Consider the following 15973-nt stretch of genomic DNA (forward strand, 5'->3'; position numbering starts at 1 on the left):
ATGAACAACACGTCCCTCACCATCAACCCCGGACTTCGCGCGGCATCGCCGACTCCATCCCGTCTGCTGGCCCGCAAGGCGCTGAAACATCGCGGCTTCATGGTCGGCTTCCTGATCCTGCTGTTTGTTGGCCTTACCGCCCTTTTCGCGCCGCTGATCGCCCCATACGATCCCTACAAGCAGGATCTGCTGGCGCGGCTTGCTCCGCCGGTGTTCCTGGGCGGCGACTGGAAGCACCTGCTCGGCACCGATGCGCTGGGCCGGGACTACCTGTCGCGGCTGATCTATGGGGCCCGCGTCTCCCTGCTGATCGGCTTTACCGCGGCCCTGATTTCCGCCGTGATCGGCACGACGCTCGGTATTCTCGGCGGCTATTTCGGCGGCAAGGTCGATGCGGTGGTCATGTTCATCGTCTCGGTCCGGCTGGCCTTGCCGGCGACGCTGGTGGCGCTGGCCGTGGTGGCGCTGTTCGGCGGATCGCTGACCGTCGTCGTGTCTGTGCTTGGACTGCTGCTTTGGGACCGTTTCGCGGTCGTGCTGCGCAGCGCCACGATGCAGGTGCGGCAGATGGACTATATCGCCGCAGCCGAAGTTTTGGGCGCCAGCCTGCCGCGTATCCTGCTCAAGGATGTGCTGCCGAATGTGATGAACCAGCTGATCGTCATCGTCACGCTCGAAATGGCCCATGCCATCATCCTGGAGTCGGCACTGTCCTTCCTCGGGCTTGGCGTGCAGCCGCCCACACCGTCCTGGGGGCTGATGATTTCCGAAGGCAAGGAAATGCTGCTGTTTGAAAGCTGGCTGATCACCATTCCCGGTATCGCTCTGTTCATCCTGGTCTTTTCCATCAACATGCTGGGCGACGGCATTCGCGACGTGACCGCGCCGGAGGGCAGGAACTGATGACCCACACAGCCACACCCGTCCTGTCGATCCGCAACCTGACGATAGACTTGCCGAAGGGCGGCGATCGCCCGCATGCCGTCAGCAACCTGTCGCTCGACATCCACGAGAAGGAAATCCTCTGCATCGTCGGGGAATCCGGTTCCGGAAAGTCGATCACGTCCTTTGCCGCCATGGGCCTTCTGCCGAAAGTCCTGAAACCGTCGGCGGGCGAAATCCTCTTTGAAGGCCGCGACGTGCTGAAGCTGTCCGAGGCCGAGCATGCCGGTTTGCGCGGCAGCCGCATGGGCATGATCTTCCAGGAGCCGATGAGCGCGCTCAACCCGTGCTACACGGTCGGCAACCAGATCGAGGAGGTCTTCGAGGCGCATGCGCAAATGTCCAGGGCCGAGCGTCGGGCCCGCACATTGGCGCTTCTCAAGGAAGTGCGTCTTCCCGATCCCGAACGCCTCTACCATGCCTATCCGCATCAATTGTCGGGCGGTCAGCGCCAGCGCATCGTCATTGCCATTGCGCTCGCCATGGAGCCGCGCCTGCTGATCGCCGACGAACCGACGACGGCGCTCGACGTGACGACGCAGGCGCAGATCCTCGACATGTTCAAGGCGCTGAAGGAAAGCCGCAAGGCGGGCATCCTGTTCGTCACCCATGATTTCGACGTGGTGGCGGAACTCGCCGATCGCGTCCTGGTCATGCAGAAGGGCGTGGTCGTGGAGCAGGGCACCGCCGAACAGGTGCTCAACAACCCAAGCCATCCCTATACGCGCATGCTGATCGATGCGGTGCCGAAACGTCATGGCATCAAGGGCAATCCTGATATGTCCGGGCCAATCGCGCTTAGGGTCGCCGGCATCGAAAAGACCTATTCGACCGCCCGGACCATGTTCAAGTCGGCCCGCAAGGTGCATGCCGTCAAGCCGACGGACTTTACCGTTCTGGAAGGCCAGACGCTGGGCATCGTCGGGGAATCCGGCTCCGGCAAGACGACGCTGGTGCGGTGCCTGATGGGGCTTGTGGAGCCTGACGAAGGGTCCGTCTGGATCGGCAGTTCGAGGCTGGATACGACCACGGCCGCGGGTCGCCGCGATTTCAGGAAACATATCCAGATCGTCTTTCAGGATCCTTATGGCTCGCTCAATCCGCGCCGCAAGATTGGCGACCTGCTGGTCGAGGGGCCAGTCAATTTCAGCGTGCCGCGAAGCCAAGCCATGGAAAAGGCCCGAGCACTTCTGAAGATCGTCCGGCTGGAGGAGGATGCGCTCGACCGGTATCCGGCACAGTTTTCCGGCGGCCAGCGTCAGCGCATCTCGATTGCCCGCGCCCTGATGGTCGAGCCGAAAATCCTGATCGCCGACGAGGCCGTGTCGGCGCTCGACGTATCCGTGCAGAAGGACGTGCTGAAGCTGCTCGATGACATTCGCAAGGCCGTTGGCCTGACGGTGATTTTCATCACCCACGATCTGCGTGTGGCGGCCGAGATTTCCGACCATATCCTCGTCATGTCGAAAGGCGAGGTGGTGGAATATGGCACGGTCGACGACGTTTTCGGCAATCCGCAACATTCCTATACGCGCCAACTGCTCGCCGCCATGCCTGGCCGCGGCTGGGAGGCGCCAGATATGGCAGCGCTTGGGCCTGCCGACGCAGCGAGGTAAATGCATTCCATGGACAGAACACAATTGATCGAAGCCGCCGCCCACTATGTCGATGACGGAGGGCTGGTCGCGGATCTGGCCGCCCTCGTGGCGCGCCGCTCCGTCAGCCAGTCGGAAGGGCGGCGGGAGGATCTCTACGCCTATCTGCAGGAGGACATGCAGCCACTGCTGTCGGCCATGGGCTTTGCCGTCGAGATTTTCGACAATCCCCGCGAGGGTGGCGCTCCGCTGCTGATCGCCAGCCGCATCGAGGAGGAGAGCCTGCCGACGATTCTGGTCTATGGGCATGGCGATGTCTGCAACGGAGAGGCCCATCGCTGGCGGGAGGGCCTCGAGCCCTTCACCCTGATCCGGGAGGGCGACAAGCTCTATGGCCGCGGCACGGCCGACAACAAGATCCAGCATCTCATCAACATCAAGGCGCTGGAACTGCTGATCCGCGAAAAGGGCCGGCTCGGTTTCAATGCCAGGATCGTTCTTGAAATGGCCGAGGAGACCGGTTCCTTCGGGCTGCGCGAATTCTTCACGGCCAACCGGGAGCGGCTGGTGGCCGATGTGCTGATCGCCTCGGACGGCCCGCGTCTGGCGGTCGACACGCCGACCATGTTCATGGGGTCGCGCGGCGGCATGTCGATCAACCTGATGGTCGATCTGCGGGACGGCGATCACCATTCCGGCAATTTCGGCGGACTGCTGGCCGATCCCGCCATCATCCTGGCCCAGGCAATCTCGACGATCACCGATGCGCGCGGCCAGATACAAATTCCCGAATGGCGCCCGACCAGCCTGACGCCCGATATCCGCGCCACGCTCAGTGATCTGCCGCCGTGCCGTCACGATGCCGAATGGGGCGAGAGCGACCTGACGCCGAGCGAGCGCGTCTTCGGCTGGAATTCCTTTGCCGTGCTCGCCATGTCGTGCGGCAATATCGATGCGCCGCAGAATGCCATTTCGGGCTCGGCGCGGGCCACCTGCCAGTTGCGCTTCGTCGTCGGCACCGACATCAACGACATCATTCCCGCCCTGCGCCGTCATCTCGATGCCCATGGTTTTCCCATGGTCGAGGTAAGCCCCGCTCGCGGCGAAGCCTTCCGGGCCACCCGTTTTTCACCGGATCATCCCTGGGTGCGTTTTGTCGAAAACTCGCTCACGCGGACGGCGGGAAGGCGGCCGCATGTCTTGCCCAATCTGGCTGGTTCGCTGCCCAACGATGCCTTTACCGACATCCTTGGTCTGCCGACGATCTGGATTCCGCACTCCCATGCCGAATGCGGCCAGCACGGCCCCAACGAGCATGCGCTGGTGCCGATTGCCCGTGAAGGCATGCAAATCATGACGGCGCTGTTCCTCGATATCGCCGAGAATGCCAAAAGCCTGAAGCAGATTGCCTGATCGATGGATTTCGTTCTGCTCTTCGTCTTCCTGGCCGCAACGGGCGCCTTGTCCGGCCTGGTCGCCGGCCTGCTCGGGATCGGCGGTGGAGTCGTCCTGGTACCGGCCCTCTATTATGTCTTCGAGTTCCTCGGCTATGAGAGCGACCGCCTGATGCAGGTCTGTGTCGCAACCTCCAGCGGCACCATCATCTTCAATTCGGCACGCTCGGTTCTGATGCATCATCGCCGCGGCGCGGTCGACTGGTCCGTGCTGAAGCGCTGGGGGCCGGCAATTTCTATCGGCGCGCTGGCCGGAGTGGCCGGTGCCGCTTCGCTGCGCTCGGCCAATCTCTCGGTGATCTTCGGGGTGATCGGCTTGCTGCTCGGGCTCTACATGCTGATCAGCCGAACCTATTGGAAACTGTCTGACACCCTGCCGGGCCGGATGCTGGCCAGCATCTACGGTCTGGTCATCGGCTTTTTCTCGGCGATGATGGGCATCGGCGGCGGCTCCTTCGGTGTGCCGGCAATGACGCTCTACGGCATGCCGGTGCAGAAGGCGGTGGCCACGTCCTCGGGCCTCGGGCTGCTGATCTCGGTGCCGTCCTTTATAGGTTTTCTGATTGCCGGCTGGGGGCTTCCCGGTCTTCCGCCCTACACGATCGGTTTCGTCAATCTGCCGGCTTTGGTCGCCATCGTCGCCATCTCGATGACCACGGTCTCGCTCGGGGTCCGGCTGGCGCATTACCTTCCAGCCGCAATGCTCAAGCGGATTTTCGCCGTGTTCATCTTACTGATGGCTCTCAATATGCTGATCAAGGGGCTTGGCGCTCTCTCGACGTGAAAAAGGTATCGCCATGAGCAAGACCCATCCTGCCGATCTCGATGCGATGGACGCACGCCGGCTGATCGGGCTGCGCCGCCTGTCGCCGGTCGAACTGGCCGAGGCCTGTATCGAGCGCGTGACGCAGCTCAATCCTGCGGTCAATGCCGTGGTGGCGCAGGATTTCGACCGGGTCCTCGCCGAGGCGCGCCAGGCCGAGCAGAGCGTGATGCGCCATGAGGCGCTCGGTCCGCTGCATGGCCTGCCCTTCGGGGTCAAGGACATGATCGACGTCCAGGGTCTGCCGACCACGTTCGGCTCGGAGATCTTTCGCGACAATATCGCGGTAAAGGACGATGCCATTGTTGCCGCTATGCGTCGGGCCGGCGCCATTCCCATTGGCAAGACCAACAATCCGGACTGGAGCGCCGGCGGCAATACCCGCAACGCCGTCTATGGCGTTACGGCCAATCCCCATGACACGACGAAAAGCGCAGCCGGCTCGTCGGGCGGTTCGGCAGCCCTTCTGGCGGCCCGCATGGCACCCTTGGCCACCGGTTCGGATACGGGCGGCAGCCTGCGCAACCCGGCGGCTTTCTGCGGTGTCGTCGGCTTCCGCCCGTCGCCCGGTGTTGTTCCCGGCGATACGCGCGCCATGGCGTTGATGCATCTTTCGACCAGCGGGCCGATGGGGCGCAGCGTCGCCGATGTGGCGCTGATGCTGTCGGTCATGGCGCGGCCGGATCGCCTCGACCCCTATACCGTGGTCATAGACGGGCAGACGCCGTGGCAGGCCGATCGCTTCGGCCAGGGCCGGCGCCCGGATCTGGCAACTCTGCGGATCGCGGTGACCGAGGATTTTGGCTTTGCGCCGACATCAAGGGTGATCCGCGAGGCTTTTGGCCGGGTGGTGGCGCGGCTGTCCGACCATCTCGGCAGGGTCGAGCAGACCCATCCCGCTTGCACCGATGCCGATCGCATCTTTTCCGTACTTCGCGGCGTGATGTTTCTCGGCCTGCACCACACGCTGCTGCAAACCCACCCCGACAAGATCGGCCCGAACGTCCGCGCCAATGTCGAGGAGGGTCTAAGCTATGGCCCGCTCGATATCGCCGATGCGCTGGTGAAACAGGGCCGGTTCTATCGCGACTGGCAACGATTTTTCGAAGGCCATGACTACGTCCTTTGCCCGGCCGTGACCATCAGCCCGCGCGACTGGCACGAGCTTTATCCGACCGAGATCGACGGGCAACCGACGAAAAACTACTATCACTGGCTGGCCATGGCCTATGCCTCGACGCTGGCCGGCCATCCGTCGATCACCATCCCCGTCGGCCGAGACGCGCTCGGCATGCCCTTCGGGCTGCAGATCGTCGGCCGCCGGCATGATGACGCCGGCGTGCTGCAGGTGGCGACCGTGATCGAGGAGATCTTTGCGGGCGACCCTGTTCTTGGGGTTCCCATGATTGATTTGGAGACGCTGAAGACGGCTCCGAGACTGGCCGACTGCGAAGGCTTCATGGGCTTTTAACGACCGTGTCCCATTGCGTGGTGTAGCTTCGGCAATCGCCGTGCCTTCCGGACAGAGCCGGGAATGGATCAGCTTGCCGCTGGCAGACTGATGAGCGGTTCATCGCTCATTTGGTTGATGGTTTCCAGTGTCATGTAGCGGGATCGTTGGACGGCCTACTCGTCATTCTGTTCGAGCAGCAGTGCACCAACCAGTCTGACGATAGCGTCGTCGTTGGGAAAGATGCCGACGACCTCTGTGCGCCGCTTGATTTCGCCGTTGAGACGCTCGATTGGATTGGTGCTGTGAAGTTTTGCCCAATGCTGTCTGGGAAAGGTCATGTAGGCGAGCACGTCTTGCTCGGCGCTGTCCATGAGACTGGCGAGCTTCGGCACCTTCGGCCTGATCTGGTCGGCGACATTGCGCCATTGGGTGCTTGCAGCCTCCGGTGTATCCTGGGCAAAGGCCGTGGCGATGAAGGCGGAGACAGCCCGGCGTCCGCTCTTTCCAGCATGGGCCAGCGCACTGCGCATAAAGTGGACACGGCACCTCTGCCAGGTGGCGGAGAGCACCTTCGACACGGCTGCCTTGATGCCCTCATGCGCATCGGAGACGACGAGCTTGACGCAGCGCAGTCCCCGTCTGGTCAGCTTTCGAAGAAACTCAGTCCAGATCGCTTCGGCCTCTGATGTGCCGATTTCCATGCCAAGCACCTCGCGTCGACCGTCGGTGTTCACGCCCACCGCAATGATGACCGCGACAGAGACGACACGGCCACCGCGCCGGACCTTGAGATAGGTCGCGTCGATCCAGAGGTAGGGCCATTCCCCCTCGATGGGCCTGTCGAGAAAGGCTTTCACCTTCTCGTCGATCTCTTCGCAGAGCCGGGACACCTGGCTCTTGGAGATGCCGCTCATGCCCATGGCCTTGACCAGATCATCGACCGAGCGGGTCGAAACGCCCTGGATATAGGCTTCCTGGATCACCGCCGTCAGGGCCTTCTCGGCCATCCGGCGTGGCTCAAGAAAGCTCGGGAAATAGCTGCCTGTGCGCAACTTCGGAATGCGCAGCTCGACGGTGCCCGCCCGTGTCTCCCAGTCCCTCAGTCCCTGTCGCGATAGCCGTTGCGCTGGGCAAGCCGGAACGCGTTCTTCTCGCCATAGCCCGCGCCGGTCTTCGTGCCGACCTCCAGCGCCATCCGCTTCTCGGCAGCAAAGCCGATCATATCCCGCAGCAAATCAGCGTCGGCGCTCTTCTCAACGAGTGAGCGCAGGTTCATCATGTCGTCGGTCATCGGTGATCTTTCCATAAGGCTGGTCTTGAACAACCCGACCCTACCGGAAAAACACTGGTGATCACCGCTACCCTGCTACACCACGCCTTGGGACACGATCCGGCTCTGCAATGCTCATTCCGAGGAGGCCAACAACATCCGGCGCATCTTCCGGGAATTCACCGTCGGCAAGAACCCCGGCCCAGCGCTGATCTGCGTATGGATGAGATAGAACGACGACGCGGCGAAATCGCCGCGTCGCTTCACTTTAACCAGGCTGCGCTAGGGTCGTGCTCAGGTGGGCTGAAGACGAAAATCGGCGCCTTCCGGCAGAAGCTGCCCGCCATCGACGACAATGGTTGTTCCGGTGACATAGCTGGCGTCATCGGAGGCCAGGAACAGGAAGGCATTGGCGACGTCGCGGGGCGAGCCGAGGCGGGCGAGCGGAATGGCGTCCTCCATGTTCTGGATGAACGCGGCGCTACGATGCAACTGGATTGCTTCGGTAAGGATATTTCCCGGCTCGACACCGTTGACATTGATGCCATAGGCGGAAAATTCCAGCGCCGCGGAACGGATGAAGCCATTGATGCCGGCCTTGCTTGCCGCATAATGGCCGTGGCCGGGGCTGGTGACATGCGGGCCGGTAATCGACGAGGTGAAGAGAATGCGGCCGGAGCCCTGCCTCTTCATCGGCGTAAGGGCCGCGCGCGCCGCATTGAAACATCCGCGAAGGTTGATGGCCATGACCTGGTCCCAGTCCTCCGGTTCGGTGTTCTCGATCAGCTGCCACGGATAGATGCCGGCATTCTGGACGATGACGTCGAGCCTGCCATGGCGCTCCACCGCGAAGGCGACGGCCGCCACCGCATCATCCATCCTGGAAATATCGGTGCGGATGAAGTCGGCGCCGATCTCATCGGCGGCCCGTTGGCCCTCGTTGGCGTCGAAATCGGCTATGACGATCCTGGCTCCTTCCTCCTTGAAGCGCAGGGCGACCGCCTTGCCGATACCGCGCGATGCGCCGATAACCAGCGCTATCTTGTCTTTCAATCTGTCTGTCATGCGAGCCTCTGACGGAGCCTTTGTTTGAACGTATCGAGAAGAACGGCTGCAAGCACCAGGAAGCCATGGATGACCTGCGTATAGTTCGCAGGCAGGCCCATCAGGTTGATCGCCGTGTTGATGGAGGAGAGCAGAAGCACGCCGGCATAGACCCCCGGCAGAGCGCCGACCCCGCCCTTCAGGCTGACACCGCCGATGACGACGGCCGCAAACGCGTTGAACAACAGCCCGGTGCCGAGATTGGCGGTTGCGCCCGACGTGCGGATAGCCAGAAGCCAGCCGGCGAGACCGGCGATGGCGCCGGCCATGATGAAGGCGATGATCAGGTTGCGGGTCACGCGAATGCCGGCGCGGAAGGTCGCCGTTTCATTGCCGCCGATCATGACAAGATGACGGCCGAACGGCGTCTTGGCCATCATGACCGAGAAGATGAGGAAGCAGGCAATCGCGATCCAGGCCGACAACGGGATGCCGGCGAAACGCTCAATGGCGAACCAGCGGATGGTCGGGTCGAGATCCTGTGCGGAGCGGCCGCCGGAGACGGCAAGCACGATGCCGCGCACCCAGATGAAGGAGGCGAGCGTGATGATGAAAGCGTTCATCTTCAGCTTGACCACAAGAAAGCCGTTGATAAGGCCGATCAGGGCGCCGATGGCGCAGGCCACCAGCAGCGACGCCGGGATCACCAGCCATGCGGGGGTGAGCTTGATGCCAAGTCCGATGCCGGCCGAGCAGAAGAGAATGCCGACCGCCATTGCCGACAGGGCTGCGACGGATTCGACAGAAAGGTCCATATGTCCGGTGATGATCACCAGTGCCAGACCGATCGACATCACACCGAGCACGCTGGATGCTTCGATGATGTTGGTGAAGATGCCGACCTGGAAATAGTTCGGGATCAGGGCCGAGAACAGCGCGAGAACCACGATGAGCATGAACCAGACGAGATTGTCCAGGGCGAATTCTAGAATATTGCGTGTACGAGGAGTCATACGGCCAATCCAGGTTTGAGGAGGTGGAGCCCCGGGATCCAAAAGACCCCGGGTGGAAGAGCCGTCACTTGACGGATTGGACAGTGCCTGTCGGCGGCTTCAGGTTGCCCCAGAAGGCCGGATTGTCGACATTTTCCTTGGTGATTGCCGAACCCGGAATCTTGATGTTCGGTCCCCAGGCTTCATTCGTCACGACGCCCTTCAGGCCGAGAACGTCATACTCACCTGGCTTGATTTCCTGTTTGGCGACGATCTTGTCCATGAACATGGTAACGGCGGCGGCTTGGGCGTAGAGCGGCTGCTCGACTTCGGCGTTGAGCCAACCCTTGCGGATCAGGTCGAGACCGACGGGAGCGCCGTTCGAGCTCATCATCATGATATCGCCGGGCTTTTTGCCGGCGGCCTCGAGCGAGGCGACAGCCGCGACTGACAGATGCGCCGCATGCAGGAAGATCAGGTCGATATCTGGATTGGCAAGTATCTGGTCGGAAACGATCGTTCCGGCATTGCTAGCTTCCCACTGCATGGCGGGTACCGAGATAATGGTGACGCCGGGGAAGGCCTTCATCTTTTCCTCAAAACCCTTCTGGATATCGAGGGTGTAAGGATCACCGGGGTCGCCAAGCACCTGAAGGATCTTGCCCTTCACATCGCCCTTCCTGGACTTCAGCATCGCCTCGGCCTGATTGGCCGCGATATGGCCGATCTCGACCGTGCCGGCAACAGAAGTAAAGTCCGAGGGCGTGGCGGTGATCTGGCGGTCGAATTCCACCACCGGAATACCGGCGGCGCGCGCCGCCTCGATCGAGGGTTTCAAGGCGTTGAAGTCCACAGCAGCCAGGATGATGGCGGCGGGCTTCAAGGCGATGACATCGTTCATCTGGGATTGCTGTACGTCCGTCTTGTTATCGGCGTTCAGCGTCTGCATTTCATAGCCGACCTGCTTGAGAAACATCTCCAGGGCGTTGACCGAACCCGTCTGGAATTCGTCCAGCAGGGTGGGTACGAGATAATAGACCTTGCCCTTCGTTTCCGCGGCCGCGGTGGTGATCATGGATAGGCCGAGCATCAGCACGCTCAGCAGCATCACGACAATTCGTTTCATGTTGGTCTCTCCAGTTTGGGCCGGACCCCTACTTTGTTATTCGCTCGCCGGTCCGGCGCCGGCGAGTGTCTGCCCTGTGATCATCTCGATCACTGCATCCGGGCTGGTCTTGCTGCACTCGACATCCCCGGCAACAACGCCGTGGCGGATGACGACAATGCGATCAGCGACCTGGAAGGCCTGCTGCATGATGTGTGTAATGATGACGACACCGATGCCCTGGCTGGCGACATGGCGGATCATGTCCAGGCCGCGCCGCGTCTGTTCGACGCCGAGCGCGGCAAAGGGTTCATCGAGCAGGACCAGCTTGCCACCCCAGTGGACGAAACGATTGAGCTCGATGGCCTGGCGCTGGCCGCCGGACAGATGCTCGACCTTGCCGCGCATGGAGGGAATGCGGGTGCCGGCGCTCGCCAGCGCCTTGCTGGTAATCTCTTCCATCGCGCGTTCGTTGAGAAACGGGATGCCCGCGATCTTGCGGGTGAGCTCGCGGCCCATAAAGAAATTGCCGACGACATCGACATTGGTGCAGAGCGACAGGTCTTGGTAGACCGTCTCGATGCCGTGAGCCTTGGCTTCGGCGGGAGTCTTGGCCTGGTATTCCTTGCCCTCGAATATCATGCGCCCGGAGGTTGCCTGCTGGCCTCCCGAGATGATTTTCACCAAGGTCGATTTTCCGGCACCGTTATCGCCGAGAAGAGCGACGACCTCACCCTTTCCGATCGAAAAGCTGATGCCCTTGAGGGCTTCGATCGCGCCGTAGTTCATGCGAATATTGTCCAGGACGAGTAGTTTCTCGTTCATTCGGAGTTCCCCTTTTCTGATGTTTCAAACATTTGCCCGAAACGCGGAGACAGCACGCCGAAAACAGCGAGCGCTGCTGCTCCCCGCAGCGCCGAGTGCTGGCAATCACTTGCCACGACGACGCGCGGCAGGGCGCGGTTGGCGCGGGCTGAAATCGATGTGTCGAGGCCGTCGACAAGGGTCGCCAGTTCGCGAACCAGAGGTTGGGGGGCCAGGCCGCCAAGCACGATCGTTTCCGGGTCGAACAGGTTTTCGATCGTCCGCACCACATTGCGGAAGAAAGGAGCAATCTCCGCGACCCACTCCGCCTCGGGCAGACCACGGCGCTCGAAAGCCTCAAGCGATAGATAGCGCTCAAGGCAGCCGTGGTTGCCGCAGGGGCATGGCTCGCCATTGGGGACTGCGGGAATATGGCCGATTTCGCCGGCATTGCCCCAGGCCCCACCCATGACTGAGCCGTCATGCATCATGGCGCCGCCCAGACCGACGCTGAAAAACAGGTAATAGTAGTTCGAAATCTGCTGGCCGAGGCCATAGAGCTGCTCGCCCAAAGCGGCAGCGGCCATGTCGTTCTCAATGAAGGCCGGCAGGCCGGTCGCGTCGGCCAGATGCTGCCTGATGTCGACATTCTTCCAGCCGGCCATGGTGGTGGAGCCCACGAAGCTCATCGATTCCACGTCGAAGGGGCCAGGCAGCGCCAGGCCTGCGCCGAACAGACGGCCGCAGCGGGGGCTGGCCTTCAGCGTGGCGACCATTTCCTTGATGAAGGCGAAGGCAGCATCCGGCATGGCGTTGACGACGGGGCGACGCAGGCTTTCCACCACATCGCCACGAAGATTGACCAGCGCCGCCTCGATCCCGAGCGGGGTGACGTGGATGCCAACGGCGTGCCCTCCCTCCGGATTGATCGTCAGTGTCGAAGGCGGAATGCCGCGGCCCTCGGGCGCCTTCTGAACCGACAGGATCAGTCCCTGCTCCTCAAGCTCCCGAACGATCGTCGAGACGGTCTGCACGGTCAGGCCGACGCTCCGCGCGATCTCGCCACGGGTCGTGGGGCCGTGCAGACGGATCGATTCCAGCACGATCCGCCGATTATACGGCCTTCCCGTTTCCTGATTGGTTCCCCGTAAAGTCATGCCGAAAGCCTCCGAATGACAAAAGAGTGACAGCGGAATATTATTTAGTCAAATGGTTTTCAAAAAAGAATCTCGAACGCAAAGAGGGTGGTGCGGTTACGCCTGGGCTGGTCGGGCAAAGACGTGCGTCTTGCCATTCGCAACCAGTGAGCGAAGTGCGCGCGGCAATGACTGCCCTCCGCAGGGATCGGTTTCACTTCGTGAATGAGTGGGACGGCAGTCGCTGCGATCAGGGGACTGTGGATGAGACCCGAGGGTTTCCCCGGCCGCCTTCGGATCCCTTGCGCGATCGGAAGTTGTATGTGCGGCACGCGGCAAGGATCAGCGCCGGCGTTTTACCGGGCCGGTGTCGGGATTCTGTCGGATCCGGGAGACTTGTCGAACACCGGCGATGGCGGCATCAAAATTCCGGATCGGAGGTCGAGGGTCAGAAGCCCGAAAAGCGCCACTCGATCCTGTGGCGATAGGTTTCGCCGGGCCGCAGGACCGCGCTGGGATAGCTCGGTTCATTCGGCGCGTTGGGGTAGGTCTGTGGCTCAAGCGCGATGGCGCCGTTGAGCACCATTTTCGAGAAGGGCGCGACCATCGCTTCGGAAAAATGGTTGGCCGTATAGAGCTGGATGGCAGGTTCCGTGGTCCAGACCTCCATGGTGCGCCCGGTTTCCGGTTCGCGCACTTTGGCGCCGAGATGGAGCGCGCCGCGCCCGGCGTCCAGGCAGAAACTGTGGTCGTAGATCTGGCCGATCGTGCGCATCGAACGGAAGTCGAAAACCGTGCCCGTCACATCGTCAGGCGCGCCGAGCGGGATCAGGCGGTCATCGACGGCGGAGTAGCGCGAGGCTGGAATTTCAAGCTCGTGAGACAGAACATTGCCTTCGCCTTTGAGGTTCCAATAGGCGTGCTGGGTGAGGTTGACAACGGTCGGCTTGTCGGTCGTGGCCGTCATCTCAAGCCACAGCGTTGTCCCGGAAAGCCCGTATACCGCGACAACCTCCATTGTGCCCGGATAACCCATTTCGCCGTCCGCTGACGTAAGCGAAAAGGTCAGCGTCTCGCCGGTGGCTTCCACGTTCCAGTCCCGCAGGCCAAATGCCTTGGGTCCACCGTGCAAAGAACTCGTCCCGTGGTTGGCTGGCAGGCTGTAGCGAACGCCGTCGAGCTCGAAGGAGGCGTCGGCAATGCGGTTGGCGAAGCGGCCGCAGATCGTGCCGCCCCAGGTGTCGCCGTCAGGCTGGGAGGCGTCCAGGGCGCTGCCGATCACCACTTGCGCGCTGCCTCCGTCGCGGACGGGAATATCGAGGCGCAGAAGGCGCGCGCCGCAGCGGGAAAATTCCGCTCGCAGGCCTTCGGACCCTTCGAGCACCAGCGTCGCGCCATTTGTCATTGCGTGCATTCCGCTTTCAATTGATGTGGTGATCCGTCCCATCGCCGGACGTTCCGTCGCCTTATGCCTGACGATTTCTGGTTCTGCAATAGAACTGCTTCGCACCCCAGGGCAATCACTTGAAGCTCGTCGGGATTCCGGCACGGTGTTTTCCGTGATTCATAGGAGACCTCGAATCGCGAGGTTTCCATGGCCACTATCTCCCTGCTTGACCACTTCTCCGCCCTTCGGGATCCGCGTCAGTCCTGGAAGGTGATCTACCCGCTCGCGGAGGTGCTGCTGATCGTGCTGTGCGGCACGCTGGCGGGAGCCGGGGACTTCGTCGAGATCCGAGGGGTGGGCGCAAGAGAAGATCGATTTCCTGAGGCGTTTCATGCCCTTCGCGCGCGGTGTGCCGTCGCATGACACGCTCAACGATATCATGAATGCGCTGCCGGCCGACCTCTTCGGCGCCTGCTTCACGGCCTGGGTGGAGGGCCTTCGTGATGGCGATCCGGAGATCGTCGCCATCGACGGCAAGACCTCGCGGCGGGCGCGGTCTGGGGATGCCCATCCGCTGCATCTGGTCTCCGCTTGGGCCAGCCGCCAGTGCCTCGTGCTCGGCCAGGAGCCCATCGGCAGCAAGGGTGGGGAGATCAAGGCCATCCCTCTGCTGTTGGAGAGGCTGGAACTCAAAGGCGCGCTCGTCACCAGCGATGCCGTCGGCTGCCAGCTCAGATGACGTGCCCAATGATGCGCTATCGCGCAGGCTTCGATACCAATCAGACACGGTGGCAGACGTTCGAAGAGCTCTGAGACCTCGCAGCGGCGAAGCTTCCGGCGTAACACCATGTCACATTGTGCGCCAACGCCGTGAACCTGAAAAAACGTTCTTGGCTATGTCGATTCCGACTGTGATAATTTCCGTCATGGACGGCTCTCCTAATCGCGGCTCCTCACAACCGCATCATGGCACTTCACGCGCCGGGGCAGGAGGCCGTCCACCTCATCAAGCCCTTTCCGCCTCAAGCCCGTATTCTCCAATTAACCCGCTTTCAGACAGACGCGGCTGACTGGATGGCTTCCCTTAGCCATCGGTGTGCGGGGTCGTCATCCAAATAGCGCGGCCAGACCATCACTTCGCAAAGCGGTTTCATCTCAAAGGGCGCCGGAAAGAGAGTGACGGGAAAGCGCTTTGCCATCTTCTCGGCGAGACGGCGATGCGTGGTGAGGATTCTCTCCGTGCCGATGACCATGAGCGGTCCGATGCTGAATTGGTCTATGGTGCATTCCAAACGCCTCTGCTTTCCATAACGCGGCAAGAACCACTCTTCGAAAGACAGGCTCGCCTCGTTTCCCAGCCGCACGGAGACATGACCCCGGCTCAGATATTCCTCCATTGTGAGCTCGGTGATGCCGCGGGCGCTTTCAGCACACATCATGCAGACATGCTCGTCGCGCAACAACTCGACCTGCGGATGCGCCAAGCGGCTGGCGTACTGCTCTGGCATAATCAGCACGTCGATCGTTCCCCGCTCGAAAGCCTCAAGCACATCGAAGGGCGTCCGCCGGATGTCGAGTCGCATTCCGGGCGCACTTGCCGCCAATCGCCGAACGGCGTCGGCCAGCAAGACATGGATCATGTAGTCTGAGGCGGCAATCGAGAAAGTCCTCGAAATTGACGCAGGTTCGAAGGCCGGCCGAATTGAGATGGCAGCACGAGCCCGCATCAGGGCGTCTCTTATGGGGCCGATCAGACTTTGCGCCAGGGGCGTCAGCTCCATACGCCGACCAACCTGCACCAGAAGCGGATCGCCGAAGTAGTCCCTGAGGCGGGCCAATGCCGCACTGGTCGCCGATTGACCGATGCACAGGCGTTGGCTGGCGCGCGTCACGCTGCGCTCCTCCAAAAGAGCATCCAGAGCGACCAGAAGATTTAAGTCAAACCGATCCAGACGCATCCGCACCTAC

The 15973-nt window shown here is 61.9% G+C and carries 12 protein-coding genes and 3 pseudogenes; 6 read left to right on the forward strand and 9 right to left on the reverse strand.

The features are described 5' to 3' along the window. The 5 genes from DFR48_RS19440 to DFR48_RS19460 are packed head-to-tail and all read left to right on the forward strand — an operon-like array spanning position 1 to position 6285. Positions 1–903 carry an ABC transporter permease gene (locus DFR48_RS19440; RefSeq protein ID WP_114364883.1) on the forward strand — a complete coding sequence of 301 codons (903 nt, stop codon included), beginning with the start codon at positions 1–3 and terminating at the stop codon, positions 901–903. Beyond that, a complete protein-coding gene (locus tag DFR48_RS19445; RefSeq protein WP_114364884.1) occupies positions 903–2558 on the forward strand; it encodes a dipeptide ABC transporter ATP-binding protein in 1656 nt (551 codons plus the stop codon). Before DFR48_RS19440 ends, DFR48_RS19445 begins: the two co-directional genes overlap by 1 nt. Before the next feature lie 9 nt (positions 2559–2567). Then, entirely contained in the window at positions 2568–3950 is a 1383-nt protein-coding gene (locus DFR48_RS19450; RefSeq protein WP_114364917.1) for a M20 family metallopeptidase, read from the forward strand. A gap of 3 nt (positions 3951–3953) precedes the next feature. Next, the gene (locus DFR48_RS19455; RefSeq protein WP_114364885.1) at positions 3954–4775 is read left to right on the forward strand and encodes a sulfite exporter TauE/SafE family protein; all 822 of its coding nucleotides are present in this window, start codon (positions 3954–3956) and stop codon (positions 4773–4775) included. A gap of 13 nt (positions 4776–4788) precedes the next feature. Next, positions 4789–6285 carry an amidase gene (locus DFR48_RS19460; protein WP_114364886.1) on the forward strand — a complete coding sequence of 499 codons (1497 nt, stop codon included), beginning with the start codon at positions 4789–4791 and terminating at the stop codon, positions 6283–6285. 68 nt (positions 6286–6353) lie between these two features. On the opposite strand, the pseudogene DFR48_RS19465 reads toward DFR48_RS19460, so the two are convergent. From DFR48_RS19465 to DFR48_RS19495, 7 genes and pseudogenes are all read right to left on the reverse strand, one after another. Then, a pseudogene (locus DFR48_RS19465) lies at positions 6354–7558 on the reverse strand (IS256 family transposase). A gap of 273 nt (positions 7559–7831) precedes the next feature. Beyond that, entirely contained in the window at positions 7832–8602 is a 771-nt protein-coding gene (locus DFR48_RS19470; RefSeq protein ID WP_114364887.1) for an SDR family oxidoreductase, read from the reverse strand. Beyond that, the gene (locus DFR48_RS19475; protein WP_114364888.1) at positions 8599–9594 is read right to left on the reverse strand and encodes an ABC transporter permease; all 996 of its coding nucleotides are present in this window, start codon (positions 9592–9594) and stop codon (positions 8599–8601) included. Before DFR48_RS19475 ends, DFR48_RS19470 begins: the two co-directional genes overlap by 4 nt. Positions 9595–9658: 64 nt before the next feature. Continuing rightward, positions 9659–10699 (reverse strand): sugar ABC transporter substrate-binding protein, encoded by a 1041-nt coding sequence (locus tag DFR48_RS19480; protein WP_114364889.1) that lies wholly within the window; start codon positions 10697–10699, stop codon positions 9659–9661. A 36-nt stretch (positions 10700–10735) separates the two neighbouring features. Beyond that, the gene (locus tag DFR48_RS19485) at positions 10736–11503 is read right to left on the reverse strand and encodes an ATP-binding cassette domain-containing protein (protein WP_114364890.1); all 768 of its coding nucleotides are present in this window, start codon (positions 11501–11503) and stop codon (positions 10736–10738) included. Beyond that, positions 11500–12639 carry an ROK family transcriptional regulator gene (locus DFR48_RS19490; protein ID WP_114364891.1) on the reverse strand — a complete coding sequence of 380 codons (1140 nt, stop codon included), beginning with the start codon at positions 12637–12639 and terminating at the stop codon, positions 11500–11502. The genes DFR48_RS19485 and DFR48_RS19490 overlap by 4 nt, the downstream gene beginning before the upstream one ends. Positions 12640–13066: 427 nt before the next feature. Next, on the reverse strand, positions 13067–14023 hold the full coding sequence (locus DFR48_RS19495) for an aldose epimerase family protein (RefSeq protein WP_210206020.1): 957 nt from the start codon (positions 14021–14023) through the stop codon (positions 13067–13069). A gap of 189 nt (positions 14024–14212) precedes the next feature. Between DFR48_RS19495 and DFR48_RS19500 the strand changes: the two are divergent. Further along, positions 14213–14741: pseudogene (locus DFR48_RS19500) on the forward strand (ISAs1 family transposase); the annotation flags it as partial. Here the strand turns inward: DFR48_RS19500 and DFR48_RS22290 are convergent. Continuing rightward, a pseudogene (locus DFR48_RS22290) lies at positions 14738–14933 on the reverse strand (IS110 family transposase); the annotation flags it as partial. The pseudogenes DFR48_RS19500 and DFR48_RS22290 sit on opposite strands and share 4 nt — an antisense overlap. A gap of 124 nt (positions 14934–15057) precedes the next feature. Then, the gene (locus DFR48_RS19505; RefSeq protein WP_114364893.1) at positions 15058–15963 is read right to left on the reverse strand and encodes a LysR family transcriptional regulator; all 906 of its coding nucleotides are present in this window, start codon (positions 15961–15963) and stop codon (positions 15058–15060) included. Positions 15964–15973 lie beyond the last annotated feature (10 nt).

Origin of the sequence: Ciceribacter lividus (genome assembly GCF_003337715.1) — a bacterium.
In the GTDB taxonomy this organism is placed as follows: Bacteria; Pseudomonadota; Alphaproteobacteria; order Rhizobiales; family Rhizobiaceae; genus Allorhizobium; species Allorhizobium lividum.